Genomic DNA, 17631 nt, shown 5'->3' on the forward strand with positions numbered 1-17631 from the left:
TGCCGGAATACCAAAGTGCTATCAAGGGTTTTTAAACGCACTTGCCGGTCGGGATTAAACTCAATTTTACGGCTGTGTAACGGAGTGCCCGCGAGGATGAATTCACCATGGATTCGCTGATTAATGCCGCTGGCCGGGCGCTGGCTGGCGGTGATCCGCTGGCGGCATTGAAGCTTGTGGCATTGCGCGAGGATCCACCGGCACTGGCGTTGCGCGGCATCGCCATGGCTCAGCTCGGCGAATTTTCTCGAGCCAAAGCCTTGTTGCAGCGGGCGGTACGAGGGTTTGGCGCGAATGAGCCGCTGTCCAAGGCGCGCTGCGTGGTGGCGCAGGCCGAAGTGGCTCTGGCAGCGCGGGATCTGGGCTGGCCGGTCAAGGCGCTGGAGACGGCGCGACAGTTTTTACACGCACACGGCGATGCTTTAAACGCAGCGCACGCGGGTTATTTGCAGATCCGCCGATGGCTGCTGATCGGTGAACTGGACGAGGCTCAAGCGCTGCTCGGCCAAATGACCCCGACAGTGCTGCCGCCGGTTCTGCGCGCCGTTCATGAGCTGATGACGGCCGGCATCGCCCTACGACGGGTGCAGGCGCACAAAGCACAGATCACCCTGACGCGGGCGCAACAAGCCGCTGATTCGGCAGGCATTCCTTCACTGAGCGCGGAAATCGAACACGCCTGGCAAATCCTCAAGGCTCCTGCAGCCCGCTTGACCCATGCGGGTCAGTCGCAATGGGTGACGCTGGCACAGGTTGAAGACCTGTTTGCATCGCCAACACTGATCATTGATGCCTGTCGCTACAGCGTACGCGGTGCAGGCATGCGCGTGTCCCTGGCATCCAGGCCGCTGCTGTTCAATCTCGCCCGCACCCTCGCTGAGGCCTGGCCCGCCGATGTCTGCCGGGAAGTGCTGATTGCCAAGGCCTTTCGTTTGAAGCTCAGCGATGAGTCCCATCGCGTGCGCTTGCGGGTCGAAATCGGCCGGTTGCGGGCGGCGTTGCAACCGCTGGCGAAGATCACCGCGACCCGTCGGGGTTTTGCGCTGGAGGCCGATGATGTGGCGCTGTTGACCCTGCCCGCAGAGGACAAATACGCTGCACTGCTGGCCCTGCTCGGTGATGGCGAAGCCTGGTCGAGTTCGGCCCTGGCGCTGGCGTTGGGGAGCAGTCAACGCCAGGTGCAGCGGGCACTGGAGACACTGGCATGCGAAGAGAAAGTGCAGTCGTTTGGATTGGGCCGCGCGCGGCGCTGGATGACGCCGCCGGTACCGGGTTTCGCGACGATCTTGTTACTCCCGGTGTCGCTGGGCAGTGGCTAGTCTGGCCTCTCACACCTTTGAGGAAGTCACCATGAAACAGACAAACGCAGAAGTGCTTCGTGAATATGGGCCGTTCGACGGTGTCGGCAATGTCCACGGCGTCACGTTTGACGGCCAGCAAGTGTGGTTCGCCAGCGACGGTCAACTCAATGCGCTCGATCCGGCGAGTGGCGAAACCGTACGCACGATCAAGGTCGGTGCCGATGCCGGTACCGCGTTCGACGGCAAACACCTGTTCCAGATCGCCGACAGTCGTATCCAGAAAATCGACCCGGCCACCGGGCGGGTGCTCAACACCATTGCGGCACCGGGCGGCGGCAATGATTCGGGCATGGCGTGGGCCGAGGGTTCGCTGTGGGTCGGGCAGTATCGCGAGCGCAAGATCTATCAGATCGACCCGGACACCGGCGAGATTCTGCGCACGCTGCAATCCAACCGTTTTGTCACCGGCGTGACCTGGGTGGACGGCGCGCTGTGGCACGGCACGTGGGAGGGCGATGAAAGCGAGTTGCGGCGCATTGACCCGCAGAATGGCGAAGTGCTGGAAAGCCTGAAGATGCCCGACGGGATTGGCGTTTCCGGATTGGAGGCCGATGCTGGCGAACGGTTTTATTGCGGTGGCGGCGGCAGCGGGCGAGTGCGAGCGGTGCGCCGGCCCAAGTGATTGATGGCGCCAGCACTGGCCACATCGCCAGCAGGGCTGGCTGCATCACCTCGAAATCAAGGCGCCCCAAACACCATCGTCCAGTAAACCCCTTCATCACTGCGTGACTCGCTGGCGAACCCGGCGCCGACCTGGGTGAACATCGGGTTCATCAGGTTGGCGCAATGCCCGGGGCTGGCCAGCCAGCCGGCCATGGCTCTGCCCGGCGAACTCTGCCCGGCGGCGATGTTCTCGCCCACCTGCCGACCTCGATAACCCGCCGCCCGGGCGCGATCGGTGGGCATCTCGCCATCCGGGTCGCGATGGGCGAAGTAGTTGCCATAAGCCATGGCTTTGCTGTGTCCCTGCGCCGCAGCCCCCAGTGCTGCGTTCCAGCTCAACGGGCGGGCCGCAGCAAAACGCTGGCGTCCGCACATTCGAGGGCGAGCGCGAGCGGCGTTGACTTCCGCCAGCAGCGCTTTGCCGACGCTGCGGTTGTCACCCACGCGGCTGTCGAGCACCGGACGGGCCAACACCACTTGCCACTCACTGCGTGAGCGGCTGATGCCGATGTCGGCGTAGGTCGCATCGAGCAACGCACCGCAATAATCACTTTGCAATCGGTCGAACGCCTCTTCGGCATCTTGCGCGCCGACGATGCGAATGCTGCGCACCGCGACCGCTGAATATCCCGAGGCCTTCAGCGCCTCGCGCATTCCGCCGCCGTAGCGATAGCCAATCGGCAATGCCAGATTCGATTTCAAGGCCAGCGGTGCGAGGCGTTGCGCGGGGCGTCGATCGCAGCGTTGCGGGTGGGCGCGATAGTCATTGATGGCGGCCACCAGTTGCCGCTCAGCCCCAGCGTGGGCGGCGTTGGCCAATAAAAATGCAAGGATCAGCAAGCACAGCGAAACGAAGCGAGACGAACGAACGGCGTGGCGCATGGGACGGACAGCTCTAAAAGGGGGACATCGCTAAGGTGAGGTCAGCCGCAGGGCGCGGCGCGAATAGGACTGGGGTTTGCGGACTTGGTTCAGGGGTAATAGAGAGGCTTTTGTGGCGGGGCGACGAAAAGTGCGATCTGGCAGAATTATAGTTGCGCCGAAAGACGCAATCGCGAGCAGGCTCACTCCTACATTGGAATGCATTTCAAATGTAGGAGTGAGCCTGCTCGCGATGGGGCCATTGAAAGCGCCACATTACTCAAATGCAGAACAGCTCAGCGGTTCAGCACATCCCCCATCCACTGCAAATACTGTGGTCGGTCTGAAATCGAATTATGCCCCGACTCCGGCACCACCTTGAGCACCGCCACGTCCTTGGGGAAGTTCTCCAGCAAGCGCTGCGTACTGTGCCGCGCGATCACCTCGTCATCACTGGCCGCCAGCAACAACGTCGGCACGCGGATATGCGCGGCATACTTGCCCGACTCGAAACGATCCTTGAGCAACCACTGCACCGGCACCCACGGATATTGCTTCGCGGCGATTTCTTCGAGGCTGTTGTAAGGTGTCACCAGAATCAGCTGTTGCACCGGCCGCTGACTGGCCAGACGCACCGCCACACCGGAACCAAGACTGCGTCCGACCACGGCAATCTGCGGATGACTGACAGCCACTTGATCGAACAGCGCCAACGCATCCTCGGCAATCGCCTCTTCGGACGGCGAACCGCCGCTGCCGCCAAAACCACGGTAGTGCAGCAGGTACAACGCGTAATCGGGAAAGGCCTCGGCAAACTCCGGCAGGTTGCGCGACACATCCTCGGCATTGCCGCCGAAATAGATCAGCGCCCGTGGCCCTGTGCGCTCGCGGGTACTCACCCACACCTCGGTATCCGCCATCGACAGTTTCAACCGCGAGTCCGCCGACGCCACGGCAGCGGGTTGTGGAAAGTAGATCAGCGAACGCTGGAAAAAGAACAGCGCCGTGCACAGCAGCAGGTACACGGCCACGATCAAAACGACGAGTGACATCAGGGTTCGGGACATTCGGCTACTTTTAACGGGGTGAGAAGGTTCGCTGTCGCAGTGTAGTCCAGCGATTCGCTCGGGCAGCCTGCGCACACAACATGCAACAGATCCACGCAGCAGGGGAACCAGCATGAGCCACACTGAGGGTTACTCCCGTCGCCGATTGCTCTCGCTGGCTGCCGGGGTTTCGGCGGTCTTCACCTTGAATCGGGCGTTGGCCACTGCCACTCCACCCGCGATTAGCCGAGGCCACGCCATGCAGACCCGCGCCATACCCTCCAGCTCCGAATCATTGCCCATGGTGGGGCTGGGCACTTATCGCGGTTTCGACGTCGCGCCGGGCGATCCGCTCTATCGGCAGTTGCCGACGGTGCTCGATGAGCTGTTCACCAAGGGTGGCACGGTGATCGACAGTTCGCCCATGTATGGCCGCGCCGAACAGACCACCGGCGAATTGCTGTCGATCCACGAACCACGTTCGCCGGCATTTCTCGCCACCAAGGTGTGGACCCGCGGCCGCGAGGCGGGCATCGCGCAGATGGAGCAGTCGTTCAGCCTGCTGCGCACCGAGCGCATCGACCTGATGCAGATCCACAACCTGCTCGATTGGCAAACCCACCTGCCGACCCTGCGCGAATGGAAAGAGCAGGGGCGCATCCGCTACATCGGCATCACCCATTACACCGCCTCGGCCTATGATGAAGTCGAAGCAGTGCTCAAGGCCGAGCAACTGGATTTTCTGCAAATCAACTACGCCCTCGATGACCGTGGCGTGGAGAAGCGCATTCTGCCCTTGTGCCGCGAGCGCGGCGTGGCAGTAATCTGCAACCGACCTTTTGGCGGCGGCGATCTGCTCGCCCGGCTCAAAGGCAAACCGCTGCCGGCGTGGGTGTCGGATGTACAGGTCAACAGTTGGCCGCAACTGGCGCTGAAGTTTCTGCTGGCGCATCCGGCGGTGACGTGTGTGATTCCGGGGACGAGCAATCCGCGTTACATGGCCGATAACGTCAAGGCCGGGTTCGGGCCGATGCTTACCGATGCGCAGCGGCATCAGTTGATTGCGTTGGTGGGCTGATCGCCGGGAATGCCCAGGTTGTCGATGTGTTTGAAGCGTTCGACCAGAAAGTCGATCAGGCTGCGCACCCGCGCGGACAGATGCAGTTGTTGTGGATACACCGCGTAAACGTCGGCGCGGGTCGGCGTCTGATCTTCCAGCACCAGACGCAAGCGTCCGCTGCGCACGTAACGGGCGATGTCCCACTCGGCGCGAAGCAGAATGCCGAACCCTTCCAGCGCCCAGTTCAGCGCCACTTCGCCGTCATTGCAGCCCAGCGCACCGCGTACCTTGATGTTCTGAGTGCGCCCGCCGTCTGCGAAGCTCCACACCCCGTAAGGCGTTTCGTTCTGGCGCAGGAAGATGCAATTGTGCTGCTGCAGGTCGGCGAGCTTTTGCGGCACGCCGTGCTTTTCCAGATACAGCGGCGAGGCGCAGAGCAAGCGTCGGTTTGAGGCAATCTTGCGGGCATGGAAGGCCGCGTCGGGCAAGGTGCCGAAACGGATGCCCAGATCGAATCCGTGGGTCGCCAGATCCAGCGGGTGGTCGCTGATTTCCAGCTGGATCTCCACCTCCGGGTATTGCGCGAAAAACGCCGCCAGTGCCGGGCCGATATAACGTCGACCAAAACCCAGTGACGCGTTAACCCGAATCAGCCCTTTCGGTGTCGCCCGGCTGGCACCGATCAACTGCTCGACCTCGTCGATCTGCGTGAGAATCCGCGCGGCGTGGGAGAAGTACAACTCGCCCTCAGCGGTCAGGCTCATCGAGCGCGTGGTGCGATTGACCAGACGCACACCCAGTCGTGCCTCCAGCGCCGTCAGGCGTTTGCTCACGGCGGGCGGCGTCACGCCCAGTTCGCGGGCGGTGGCGGCGAGGCTGCCTTTGTTGGCCAGCAAGTGGAAAAACGACAAATCGAGGGTCTGGCTCATTCGTAACTCAAAGTCATGGATGTAGTGATTTTCGGTAACTCACAGCTTTCAGATCACTACATATACTCCGATCACACCCCGCCGGACAGCCTTGTACGGCAGGCAAAACAAAAACGTGAAAGAGTGGAATTGACCATGAGCGCATACAACATTGCAGCGGTGCCCGGCGACGGTATTGGCGTGGAAGTGATCGCAGCCGGCGTCGAAGTGCTGCAGGCCCTGTCGAAGAAATCCGGCTTTGAACTGACGTTCAAACACTTCGACTGGAACTCTGACAACTACCTGAAACACGGTCACTACATTCCCCAAGGCGGGCTTGAAGAGCTGAAAACCTTCGACGCGATTTTCTTTGGCGCGGTCGGTGCGCTCAACGTGCCCGATCACATTTCCCTGTGGGGCCTGCGCCTGCCGATCTGCCAAGGCTTCGACCAATACGCCAACGTGCGTCCGGCGCGGGTGTTGCCGGGGGTGAAAAGCCCGCTGCACAACGGCGAGCAGATTGACTGGGTAGTGGTGCGGGAAAATTCCGAGGGTGAATATTCGGGCAACGGTGGTCGCGTACACCGGGGCTTGCCGGAGGAGGTCGCTACCGAGGTGTCGGTGTTTACCCGTGCAGGCGTCGAGCGCATCCATCGTTTTGCCTTCCAGTTGGCACAAAGCCGTCCGCGCAAGCACCTGACCATGGTCACCAAATCCAATGCCCAGCGCCATGGCATGGTGCTGTGGGACGAGATTTTCTACGAGGTCGCCAAGGACTTCCCCGACGTCAGGATCGACAAGGAACTGGTCGATGCCGTAACCACGCGCATGGTGCTCAAACCATCGACGCTGGATGTGATCGTGGCCACCAACCTGCACGCCGATATTCTGTCCGATCTGGCGGCGGCGCTGTCCGGCAGCCTCGGCATTGCGCCGACCGCCAACCTCAATCCGTCGCGCAACTTCCCGTCGATGTTCGAACCGATCCACGGCTCGGCGTTCGACATCACCGGTAAAGGTGTTGCCAATCCGATCGCAACGTTCTGGACGGCGGCAATGATGCTTGAACACCTGGGTGAAAAGGCCGCCGCGAAGCAGTTGATGTCGGCGATTGAGGCGGTCACCGAGAGCGGCCTGCATACCCCCGACCTCGGCGGCACGGCCACTACGCGCCAGGTCACCGACGCGGTGATCGCACTGATCAACCGCTGATTTCCCCCGATTCAAAACAGTACTGCGGCACAACGCCGAGGGGTTTTGCGACCCCTTGGCATTTCCTGACAACAATAAAAAATCAGGGCCCTGTCATGAAAAGAATATTCGGCAAACTGTACGTGCAAGTCCTCGTCGCCGTGATCCTCGGCGCACTCATCGGCGTGTTGGTACCTGAGACCGGCACCGCGCTCAAACCCTTGGGCGATGCCTTTATCAAACTGATCAAAATGCTCCTGGCGCCGGTGATTTTCCTCACGGTGGTCACCGGCATCGCACGCATGGAAAACATGAAGGAACTGGGGCGAGTCGGTTTTCGTGCCCTGATCTACTTCGAAGTGGTTTCGACCCTGGCCCTGGTGATCGGCCTGATTGTGGTCGATGTGTTCAAGCCCGGTGCCGGGATGAACGTCGATGTCGCCAGCCTCGACACCAGCAGTCTGGCGACCTACACCACGGCGGCCAGACACGCGTCGTTCATGGACTTTGTGATGGGCATCATTCCCGACACGATTGTCGATGCGTTCGCCAAGGGCAATGTCCTGCAAATTCTGCTGTTCTCGATCCTGCTGGGCATCGCGTTGGCGCATGTCGGGCCGCGTGGCAAAGTGTTTGTCGATGCGCTGGAGAGTCTGATGCAGGGCATGTTCCGTATCGTCAACATGGTCATGCGTCTGGCGCCTATTGGCGCGTTCGGTGCCATTGCGTTCACCATCGGCAAATACGGCTTCGGTTCGCTGTTTTCTCTCGGCAAACTGATGGCCTGTGTCTACCTGACGTGCGCAGTGTTCGTGGTCTTCGTGCTTGGCCCGATCTGTCGCTACAGCGGTTTCAGCCTGTGGAAGTTCCTCAAATTCATCAAGGAAGAGCTGTTCACGGTGCTTGGCACCAGCTCTTCGGAATCAGTGTTGCCGCAGATGATCTCGAAGATGGAAAAGGCCGGCGTCTCGAAACCTGTGGCCGGAATGATCATCCCGTCGGGACTGACCTTCAACCCGGATGGCCAGGCGATCTACTACACCATCGCTGCGATTTTCATTGCTCAGGCAACCAACACGCCGCTGACCCTGGCCGATCAATTGATCGTGCTGGCGGTGCTGATGTTCACCTCCAAAGGCTCGGCGGGAGTGACCGGTTCCGGGTTCATCATTCTCGCGGCGACACTGGCCTCACTCGGCACCATTCCAGTGGCGGGTATGGTGTTGCTGCTGGGGGTTGACCGGTTCATGTCGGAAGCGCGGGCGATCACCAACACCATCGGCAACGGCGTCGGCACCATGGCCATCGCCAAATGGGTGGGTGCGCTGGATACCGAGAAGATGCACAAAGCGCTGAATGGTGAAGTCGAGGAGCCGGCTGTGCTTGTCTCGCAAACTGAAAAGCCCGCCAGTCAACCTGCGCCTTTGATCCCCAGCCTTAAACGAGCTGCCCAGAACTGACGATGATTGTTTGTCGGAGCGCGCTTGCTCGCGAAGAGGCCGTGTCAGCCAACATATCGGGCGCCTGACATAGCGCTTTCGCGGGCAGGCTCCTATTTTTTTTGAAGAGGGTATGCCTGACTCAACGCTGTGCTATATCCAAAGCCTCTAAGCAACTGTCAGATCTGACAGTTGGCCGCCATCCTCGCTGCGATCAATCATGGAGGTCTTCGGTTTCGCCAGGGAAGACTCTGCAATGAACATGGCCAGCCAAACGTTGACCGGTGGTGTCGCTGCCTGCCTGTTGGCAATTACCCTCAATGCGCGGGCAGAAACGGAGTACATCTGTCTGGGGCAAGAGCGTGGACAAGAGGCAACGGTGATTGCAGCTTCTGAGCCACAAGCTGCCGCGCTGGCGAAAGCTCACTGGCGGACCGCCGGTTGTTTTAAAAAGTGATCGGCGCGATCAACCACGATAGCGCAACGCCTCCAGCAGCAACGCAAACGCCGGTGCTGCCTGACGTCTGCTTGGGTAATACAGGTGATAGCCGGCAAATGTCGGGCACCAGTCTTCAAGTACTTGCAGCAAGCGTCCATCGGCCAGATACGGCGCGACGATGTTTTCCGGGATGTAGCTCAGACCAAAACCATCCAGCGCGGCATCCAGCAACGGATAGACGCCGTTCAGGGTGACTTGCCCGGTCACGCGCACTTTCAGGCTTTCGCCATCCTTTTCGAACTCCCAGCTGTAGAGCCCGCCGTTGGTGGGCAGGCGCAGGTTGTTGCAGGCGTGATCGGTCAGGTCGCGCGGGGTTTGCGGAGCAGGGCGACGGGCGAAATAGGCCGGCGAACCGACCACCGCCATGCGCATGTCTGGGCCGATGCGCGTGGCGATCATGCCTTGGGCGACGTCTTCGCCCAGACGAATGCCAGCGTCAAAACCTTGCCCGGCGATGTCGACGAAACCGTAATCGCAGCTGACTTCTACGCAGATGTCCGGGTACTTGGGCAGGAAGTCTTTGAGCACCGGGCGCAGCAGCCAGTCCAGCGAATGGTCGGTGGCATTGATGCGGATCTTGCCTGCCGGTGTTTCGCGCAGGTTGCTCAGGGCGGCAAGTTCCACCTCGATCTCTTCGAAGCGCGGGCCGATGGTTTGCAGCAGATGTTCACCGGCCTCGGTGGGGGAAACGCTACGAGTGGTGCGCGTCAACAGGCGCAGGCCAAGGCGCGCTTCGAGCGCCCGAATGGTATGGCTCAACGCTGATTGCGAGACGCCGAGTTTGGCCGCCGCTTTGGTAAAGCTGCGTTCACGGGCCACGGCGAGGAAGGCGAGCAGGTCGGTGGCGTTTTCTCGGAGCATTGATGAGTGTCCTGCATAAGTTTTTTCGAATTCTAGTCGATTATTTGAAGAGTATGGATCGGTAAAGTGCAGGCATTGATTCTCTGGAGGACATTGCCATGAACCCGATTGCTGCTTCTGCGTTGACCCTTTCCCTGCTGGCGGGTGAGGTGCAGGCCAATGAACAACCGCGCGTGACCGTGATGCCCAACGGCTCGCAACCTTCGGCCCGTGGCCCGGCGGATTGGTTCACCGGCACGGTGCGTGTCGATGCGCCGTTCAAGGGTTCGGATGCGGCGCGGGTCAGCGGCGCGACGGTGACGTTCGAGCCGGGTGCGCGGACGGCGTGGCATACGCATCCGCTGGGGCAGACGTTGATCGTCACGGCTGGCTCAGGGTTTGTGCAGGAATGGGGGCAACCGGTTCGCGAGATTCGCCCCGGTGATACGGTGTGGATTGCGCCCGGCGCCAAGCATTGGCACGGGGCCGCGCCCACCACGGCGATGACCCATATCGCCATCGCTGAAGTGCTTGATGGCAAAGTTGTGGATTGGATGGAACAGGTGAGTGCCGAGCAGTATCCACAATCCGAGTAAAACCTTTCCCTCACCCCAGCCCTCTCCCGGAGGGAGAGGGGGCCGACCGAGGTGTCTTGTATCCTCCGCCGACATGAAATTGCCGTGTCGATTATGGCTTCACAGCAAGACGTGCAGGTCGGTGCAGCTCTTGAATATCCCCGAATCGGTTCCCTCTCCCTTGGGAGAGGGTTAGGGTGAGGGGCTGTGCTCAGGCGTTTAGATCATTTCCGGCAATGAAGAAAGAATCTTGTCCAGCGTAATCGGGTAATCCCGCACTCGTGCCCCGGTCGCGTTATAGATCGCATTCGCCACCGCCGCGCTCACCCCGCAGATCCCCAATTCACCGACGCCCTTGGCCTTCATCGGCGAAGAAATCGGATCGGTTTCATCAAGGAAAATCACCTCCTGATGGGGAATGTCGGCATGCACCGGCACCTCGTATCCGGCCAGGTCATGGTTGACGAAAAAGCCGAGCTTCTTGTCCACCGCCAACTCTTCCATCAGCGCTGCGCCGACGCCCATGGTCATCGCCCCGATCACCTGGCTGCGCGCCGCTTTCGGGTTGAGAATCCGCCCGGCCGCGCACACCGCCAACATCCGCCGCACCCGCACTTCGCCGGTTGCCGCATCCACCGCGACCTCAACGAAATGCGCGCCGAAAGTCGATTGCTGGTACTGCTCGGCAAGGTCGGCGAACTCGATGCTGTCCTCGGCCGTGATCGCGCCGTTTTGCGCGGCATTACGCAGCGGTACCTGCTTGTCGCCAACACGCACCTGACCGTCAACAAACTCGGCTTGATCCGCCGCCAAACCCAACTTGCCAGCCACCGCCTCACGCAGTTTCATGCATGCGGCGTAGACGCCGGCGGTCGAGCAGTTGGCGCCGAATTGTCCGCCCGACCCGGCCGAGACCGGGAAATTCGAATCGCCCAGGTGCACCGTCACATCCTTCAGGCCCACACCCATCATCTCGGCGGCGGTCTGCGCAATGATCGTGTAGCTGCCGGTGCCAATGTCGGTCATGTCGGTTTCCACCGTGACCTTGCCGTCACGCTCCAGGCGCACCCGCGCACCGGATTTGACCAGCAGGTTGTTGCGAATTGCCGCAGCAACGCCCATGCCGATCAGCCAGCGGCCTTCGCGACGGCTGCCGGGTTTGGTATTGCGCTTATCCCAACCGAACTTCTCGGCACCGGTTTGCAGGCATTCGATCAAGCGTCGTTGGGAAAACGGCCGCTCGGTTTTCACCGGGTCGACTTGGGTGTCGTTGAGAATGCGCAACTGGATCGGATCAAGTTTGAGCTGCTCGGCCATTTCATCCATGGCGATTTCCAGCACCATCAGCCCTGGGGTTTCACCGGGGGCGCGCATGGCGTTGCCTTCCGGTAGATCCAGCGGGGAAAGGCGCATGCTTACCAGGCGATTTTCCGCGGCGTACAACAATTGGCTCGGCTGCGCGGCGACCTCGACTTTGCCTTCCGCGAGGTTGCCCGACCAGCCTTCGTGGGCAATGGCGGTGAGTTTGCCGTCCGCCGTCGCGCCCATGCGAATGTGCTGAATGGTCGCTGGACGGTGGGTGGTGTTGTTGGCCATTTGCGGGCGGGCGAGGGCGACCTTCACGGGTCTACCCGCCATCCGCGCGCCGAGGGCGGCGAGAATGGCGTCGGCGCGCACGAACAACTTGCCGCCAAAACCGCCGCCAATGTACGGCGAAATCAAGCGGACCTTTTCCTTGGGCAAACCGAGGGTGGTGGCGATGTCGCCGACGCTCCAGGCGATCATCTGATTCGATGTCCACAGGGTCAGTTGATCGCCTTTCCAGGCGGCCAGCGTGGCGTGGGGTTCCATCATCGCGTGGGACTGATCCGGCGTGGTGTAGGTCTGGTCGAACTGCACTGGCGCAGCGGCGAAGGCTTTGGCGAAATCGCCGTGTTTGACATCGGGCAATTCGTCTTTCGGCTCAACGCCTTGGTCACGCACGCTGGCCAGATCGAATTTGCCTTCGGCGGCGACGTAATCGACCTTGACCATTTGCGCGGCAGCCCGGGCCTGCTCGAAAGTTTCCGCGACCACCAGCGCAACGGCCTGGTGATAGTGCTGAATCTCTGGCCCGGCCAGCAACGGCGCGGCGTTGTATTTGCCCTTGCCGAGTTTGCCAGCGTTGGCGGCGGTGACGATGGCGAGTACGCCGGGTGCGGCTTTGGCGTCCTCAAGATCGATGTTGTTGATCCGCCCCTTGGCGATGGCCGAGCCGACCATGAAACCGTAAGCCTGATTGGCCACTGCCTCGTTTTGCTCATAGGCATAAGGCGCCTGACCGCTGGTTTTCAGCGGACCTTCGACGCGGTCAGTGGGTTGGCCGATGACCTTCAACCGGTCGATCGGGTTGGTGGTGGCCGGCGTGTCGAATTTCATGCTTCGTCCCTCGCTTGCGCCAACACCGAACCGAGCGTGCGCTCGACCAGGGTCAGTTTGAATTGGTTGTCATGGGTCGGCGTGGCACCGTCGAGCAGCCGTTCGCTGACGGCTTTGGCGCCTTTGGGCAGCAAGGCTTCGGCGGCTTCGACGCGCCATGGTTTCGGCGCGATGCCACCCACGGCGACACGTCCGCTGCCGTCCTTTTGCAGAATCAGGCCGACCGATACCAGCGCAAAGGCGTACGACGAACGATCACGCACCTTGTGATAAATATGCGTACCGCCGACGGGCACCGGCAGGGTCACGGCGGTGATGAATTCGCCGGGCGTGAGGCTGGTTTCGATGTTCGGCGTGGTGCCCGGCAACTGATGGAAATCGGCCATGGCGATGCTGCGTGTGCTGCCGTCAGGTTTGACCGTTTCGATCTGCGCATCGAGTGCGCGCATGGCGATGGCCATGTCGCTCGGGTGCGTGGCGATGCACGCCTCGCTGACGCCGATGACCCCCAGTTGTCGACTGACCCCGCCAATTGCCGCGCAGCCGCTGCCGGGTTGGCGTTTGTTGCAGGCCTGATTGGTGTCGTAGAAGTACGGGCAACGCGTGCGTTGCAACAGGTTGCCAGCGGTCGTCGCCATGTTGCGCAACTGGCCGGAAGCCCCGGCTAGCAAGGCGCGGGAGAGCAGGGCATAGTCTTTTCTGATGCGCTGATCCGCCGCCAGATCGGTGTTGCGCACCAGCGCGCCGATGCGCAAACCGCCCTCGGGCGTGGCTTCGATTTGATCAAGGCCCAAGTGATTGACATCGATCAGGTGCAGCGGGGTTTCGATGTCGAGTTTCATCAAGTCGAGCAGATTGGTGCCGCCGGCGATAAAACGCGCGCCTTCGGCCTGCGCCGCTTGCGCAGCGGCGGCGGGAGAATCGGCGCGGCTGTAACTGAACGGCCTCATGCTGGCACCTCCGCGACTTCAGTGATGGCTTCGATGATGTTCGAGTAGGCGCCACAACGGCAGATATTGCCGCTCATGCGCTCCTGAAACTCACTGGCGATCAGTTGCGGCGGCTCGGTCAAGCTGGCGCTGGCGTGGCTGGGGATGCCGTCGCGGATCTCCTTGATGACGGCGACTGCCGAGCAGATCTGCCCCGGCGTGCAATAACCGCACTGATAGCCGTCGTGCTTGATGAACGCGGCTTGCATCGGGTGCAATTTGTCAGGCATCCCGAGGCCCTCGATGGTGGTGACGTCACTGCCTTCGTGCATGACTGCCAGGGTCAGGCAGGAATTGATCCGGCGGCCATCGGCGATCACTGTGCAGGCGCCGCACTGGCCGTGATCGCAGCCTTTTTTAGTGCCGGTCAGTTGCAGGTGTTCGCGCAGGGCATCGAGCAGGGTGGTGCGGGTATCGACGTCCAGTTCACGCGGTTTGCCATTGACGTTGATCGTCACTTTGCTCATGGCCGGTTGCTCCAGGTTGGCCGCATAGGCCTTGAGGCTGATAAACGGCGGCATGGCGAATGCCGTTGCGGTGACGGCGCCAAGGATCAGAAATCTGCGTCGGGAAATCGTCATGGTTCGATTCCTTTTTCTCAATCAGGGCAGCAGGGGGCTAGTGGCCCAAACGGGCATGCCGGCGTGTTCACCGGTCTCGTTAAGGAATGACTGCTGAAGAGAGGAAAAGGTTTTTGCGGATTTTCGCTATAGAGTTATGAGTTTGGTTCATTAATCGGGTGTTGGAGGGGGAAGATCAAAGGATCGCAGCCTTCGGCAGCTCCTACACGAATCCCTGTAGGAGCTGCCGAAGGCTGCGATCTTTTGATCTTGAAATTGCAAAAAAAACGGCACCCGAAGGTGCCGTTTTTGTTTGTAGCGCTCGAGCTGTCAGCCCGCCAGACCCGCCTGCTGAACCAGAGTCAGCAATGGCTGCGGGTACACACCCAGGAAGAATGCGACCAGGGCGATGGCCAGCAGCATCACGCCGCCTGCCTTCTGTTCCCAGTGCAGCTGGGCGTCGTGGCGACGCAGGTTTGGCTCGATCAGGTACAGGGTGACCATCACGCGCAGGTAGTAGAAGACGCCGATGGCGCTGCCCAGCACCAGCGAACCGACCAGCCACCATTGGTGAGATTCAACACCGGTAGCGATGATGTAGAACTTGCCGATGAAGCCAGCAGTCAGCGGGATACCGGCCAGGGACAGCATCATCACGGTCAGCACGGCGGTCAGGTACGGGCGGCGCCAGAACAGGCCGCGGTATTCGTACAGGGCATCCGCGTCACGGCCGTTGTACGGCGAGGACATCAGAGTGATCACGCCGAACGCGCCGAGGCTGGTGATCACATAAGTCACCAGGTACACGCCAATGGCTTCCACCGCCAGACCTTTGCTCGCCACCAGTGCGATCAGCAGGTAGCCGAAGTGCGCGATGGACGAGTAACCGAGCAGACGCTTGAGGTTGCTCTGGGTCAGGGCCAGCAGGTTACCGAACAGGATCGAGGCGATCGCGATGACGGTCAGCACGTCGCTCAGTACGCCGCTGCTGGCGGCAGGGGAGATCTGGAACAGACGCACCATCACCGCAAACACCGCAACCTTCGACGCAGTCGCAAGGAACGCAGCCACCGGTGCCGGAGCACCTTCGTAAACGTCCGGCGTCCACAGGTGGAACGGTACCAGCGACAGCTTGAACGCCAGACCGATCAGCATCATGCCCAGGCCCAGTTGCGCCAGCGAGCTAGGCAGGCCAGTCGCAGCCAGAGCCTGACCGATACCGACGAAGCTCAGCGAACCCGAATCGGCGTACAGCAGCGCCATACCGAACAACAGGAACGCGGAACCTGCCGCCGACAGCACCATGTACTTGATGCCGGCTTCCAGCGAACGCTTGTTGAAGAAGGCGTAAGCCACCAGACCGTAAACCGGTACCGAGAGCAGTTCCAGACCGATGAACAAACCGGCCAGGTGCTGCGCGCTGACCAGAACCAGACCACCAGCGGCGGCCATCAGGATCAGCAAGTACAGTTCTTCACGGTTGCCCGGGTAGCCCGAACCGCCATCGCCCAAATAGGCGTGGGCGAGGGTGACGCAGGCGAGGGTGGCGACCAGGATCAGCGCCATGTACAGGCAAGCGAACGTGTCGATCTGCAGCAGTGGAGTCACGGCCAGAGGCGCGACTTTCAGGGCTGGCAGGATCGACAACAGGGCCAGGTTCAGACCGGCGACCGAGATCAGGAAGGTCTGCGAGTGGTTGCGGCGCCAGGCGATTGCCAGCATCACCACGATAATGGTGAGGCTGGTGATCACCAGTGGCGCCCGCGCACTCAAGTGTTGAATCGGGCAGTCCATAGCGCTCTTACCGGGCCGAAGCGAGTTGAGTGAAGGCGGTGCCGAGCCACTGCTGAACGCCATGCATCGTGGCGGCAGAAGTGTCGAGGAACGGTTGCGGGTAGACGCCGATGTAGATCAGCAACACCGCAAGGCCTAGCACCATGATCAGTTCGCGAGCGTCCATACCGTGCAGGATCGAATCCGATTTCGCCGGACCGAAGTAGGCACGGTGGATCATGATCAGCGAGTAGACCGAACCGAACACCAGGCCGGAAGTGGCAATCGCAGTGATCCACGGCCAGCTGGCGAAAGAGCCGATCAGGATCAGGAACTCACCGACAAAGTTACCGGTACCCGGCAAGCCCAACGAGGCGGCTGCAAAGAACAGGCTGATCGCCGGCAGGTAAGCGATACGCGACCACACACCGCCCATCTCACGCATGTCACGAGTGTGCAGACGCTCGTACAACTGGCCGCTGAGGATAAACAGTGCCGCTGCCGAGACACCGTGCGCCAACATCTGGATCACTGCACCTTGCAGGGCCAGTTGGCTGCCGGAGTAGATGCCGATCAACACGAAACCCATGTGGGAAACGGACGAGAAGGCGATCAGACGCTTGATGTCGGTTTGCGCGAACGCGAGGAACGCACCGTAGAAAATCCCGATCAGACCGAGGGTCATGGCGATCGGCGCGAACTCGGCCGAAGCGTTCGGGAACAGCGGCAGGGCGAAACGCAGCAGACCGTAGGCAGCGGTTTTCAGCAAGATACCGGCGAGGTCGACGGAACCGGCAGTCGGCGCCTGGGCGTGAGCGTCAGGCAACCACGAGTGGAACGGTACGACTGGCAGCTTGACCGCGAAGGCGATGAAGAAGCCGAGCATCAGGATGTACTCGGTGGTCATCGACATCTTGGTTTTCAACAGGTCGGCGTAGTTGAAGGTAATCACGCCAGTGTTGTTGAAGTTGACCAGCACCAGACCGAGGATCGCCACCAGCATGATCAGGCCGGATGCCTGAGTGAAGATGAAGAACTTGGTCGCCGCGTAGATCCGGGTTTTCTTGCCGTCCGAAGAACTGTGACCCCAGAGCGCGATGAGGAAGTACATCGGCACCAGCATCATTTCCCAGTGGACGAAGCAGAGGAAGAGGTCGAGGGCGAGGAACACGCCGACTACGCCGCCCAGGATCCACATCAGGTTCAGGTGTAAGAAACCAACGTGACGTTGAATCTCTTTCCACGAGCAGAGTTCCGAGAGGATACCCAGCAGACCGGTCAGCAGGATCATCAACAGCGACAGGCCGTCGAGGGCCAGGTGCACGTTGATGCCGAAGCGCTGGATCCAGACATGCTTGAACTCAAGCGCCCAGGTCGGATCGGCGCCAGGCGCCGGGGCAAATGAATAGTCACCGTGGGCCCACAGCCAGAGGCCGAGGGCGAGTTCC

The 17631-nt window shown here is 61.0% G+C and carries 16 protein-coding genes; 7 read left to right on the plus strand and 9 right to left on the minus strand.

Annotated features, from left to right (window positions below; all coding sequences use genetic code 11):
• Positions 1-107: 107 nt before the first annotated feature.
• Positions 108-1319: a helix-turn-helix domain-containing protein gene (locus tag ACIPIZ_RS15060; RefSeq protein ID WP_401165896.1), complete on the plus strand. Its 1212-nt coding sequence runs from the start codon at positions 108-110 to the stop codon at positions 1317-1319.
• 31 nt (positions 1320-1350) lie between these two features.
• Entirely contained in the window at positions 1351-1983 is a 633-nt protein-coding gene (locus ACIPIZ_RS15065; RefSeq protein WP_064390694.1) for a DUF5074 domain-containing protein, read from the plus strand.
• A 56-nt stretch (positions 1984-2039) separates the two neighbouring features.
• Here the strand turns inward: ACIPIZ_RS15065 and ACIPIZ_RS15070 are convergent, their stop codons facing one another.
• Both ACIPIZ_RS15070 and ACIPIZ_RS15075 read right to left on the minus strand, forming a co-directional pair.
• On the minus strand, positions 2040-2906 hold the full coding sequence (locus tag ACIPIZ_RS15070; protein ID WP_064390693.1) for a CAP domain-containing protein: 867 nt from the start codon (positions 2904-2906) through the stop codon (positions 2040-2042).
• A 275-nt stretch (positions 2907-3181) separates the two neighbouring features.
• The gene (locus tag ACIPIZ_RS15075) at positions 3182-3952 is read right to left on the minus strand and encodes an alpha/beta hydrolase (RefSeq protein ID WP_401165899.1); all 771 of its coding nucleotides are present in this window, start codon (positions 3950-3952) and stop codon (positions 3182-3184) included.
• Between the two features lie 112 nt (positions 3953-4064).
• Here ACIPIZ_RS15075 and ACIPIZ_RS15080 point away from each other — a divergent pair, with 112 nt between their 5' ends.
• Positions 4065-5009, plus strand: a complete 945-nt coding sequence (locus tag ACIPIZ_RS15080) for an aldo/keto reductase (protein WP_401165901.1) — start codon at positions 4065-4067, stop codon at positions 5007-5009.
• Here the strand turns inward: ACIPIZ_RS15080 and ACIPIZ_RS15085 are convergent.
• Positions 4985-5920 carry a LysR family transcriptional regulator gene (locus ACIPIZ_RS15085; protein WP_401165903.1) on the minus strand — a complete coding sequence of 312 codons (936 nt, stop codon included), beginning with the start codon at positions 5918-5920 and terminating at the stop codon, positions 4985-4987. The genes ACIPIZ_RS15080 and ACIPIZ_RS15085 overlap by 25 nt on opposite strands.
• Positions 5921-6055: 135 nt before the next feature.
• On the opposite strand from ACIPIZ_RS15085, the gene ACIPIZ_RS15090 reads away from it, so the two are divergent.
• The 3 genes from ACIPIZ_RS15090 (at position 6056) to ACIPIZ_RS15100 (ending at position 8986) form a co-directional block, all read left to right on the plus strand.
• Complete coding sequence (locus ACIPIZ_RS15090; RefSeq protein ID WP_122660511.1) at positions 6056-7111, plus strand: tartrate dehydrogenase; 1056 nt, start codon at positions 6056-6058, stop codon at positions 7109-7111.
• A 95-nt stretch (positions 7112-7206) separates the two neighbouring features.
• On the plus strand, positions 7207-8550 hold the full coding sequence (locus ACIPIZ_RS15095; protein WP_401165905.1) for a dicarboxylate/amino acid:cation symporter: 1344 nt from the start codon (positions 7207-7209) through the stop codon (positions 8548-8550).
• 235 nt (positions 8551-8785) lie between these two features.
• Positions 8786-8986 (plus strand): hypothetical protein, encoded by a 201-nt coding sequence (locus ACIPIZ_RS15100; RefSeq protein ID WP_150648839.1) that lies wholly within the window; start codon positions 8786-8788, stop codon positions 8984-8986.
• A gap of 9 nt (positions 8987-8995) precedes the next feature.
• Here the strand turns inward: ACIPIZ_RS15100 and ACIPIZ_RS15105 are convergent, their stop codons facing one another.
• Positions 8996-9889 carry a LysR family transcriptional regulator gene (locus ACIPIZ_RS15105; protein WP_064390687.1) on the minus strand — a complete coding sequence of 298 codons (894 nt, stop codon included), beginning with the start codon at positions 9887-9889 and terminating at the stop codon, positions 8996-8998.
• 98 nt (positions 9890-9987) lie between these two features.
• Here ACIPIZ_RS15105 and ACIPIZ_RS15110 point away from each other — a divergent pair, with 98 nt between their 5' ends.
• Entirely contained in the window at positions 9988-10464 is a 477-nt protein-coding gene (locus ACIPIZ_RS15110) for a cupin domain-containing protein (protein ID WP_064390686.1), read from the plus strand.
• A gap of 198 nt (positions 10465-10662) precedes the next feature.
• On the opposite strand, the gene paoC is transcribed toward ACIPIZ_RS15110, so the two are convergent.
• The 5 genes from paoC to nuoM form a co-directional block, all read right to left on the minus strand.
• Positions 10663-12861, minus strand: a complete 2199-nt coding sequence (gene paoC, locus ACIPIZ_RS15115; protein WP_401165908.1) for an aldehyde oxidoreductase molybdenum-binding subunit PaoC — start codon at positions 12859-12861, stop codon at positions 10663-10665.
• Entirely contained in the window at positions 12858-13811 is a 954-nt protein-coding gene (locus tag ACIPIZ_RS15120) for a xanthine dehydrogenase family protein subunit M (protein WP_105708682.1), read from the minus strand. The genes paoC and ACIPIZ_RS15120 overlap by 4 nt, the downstream gene beginning before the upstream one ends.
• Complete coding sequence (gene paoA / locus ACIPIZ_RS15125) at positions 13808-14431, minus strand: aldehyde dehydrogenase iron-sulfur subunit PaoA (RefSeq protein ID WP_064390682.1); 624 nt, start codon at positions 14429-14431, stop codon at positions 13808-13810. Before paoA ends, ACIPIZ_RS15120 begins: the two co-directional genes overlap by 4 nt.
• 309 nt (positions 14432-14740) lie before the next feature.
• Positions 14741-16204, minus strand: coding sequence for an NADH-quinone oxidoreductase subunit NuoN (nuoN, locus tag ACIPIZ_RS15130; protein WP_401165911.1), 1464 nt, complete (start codon positions 16202-16204; stop codon positions 14741-14743).
• 7 nt (positions 16205-16211) lie between these two features.
• The coding region (nuoM, locus tag ACIPIZ_RS15135; protein ID WP_401165913.1) for an NADH-quinone oxidoreductase subunit M at positions 16212-17631 on the minus strand (1420 nt) is incomplete at its 5' end.

Origin of the sequence: Pseudomonas sp. NPDC087690 (assembly GCF_044743175.1) — a bacterium.
Taxonomy (GTDB): domain Bacteria; phylum Pseudomonadota; class Gammaproteobacteria; order Pseudomonadales; family Pseudomonadaceae; genus Aquipseudomonas.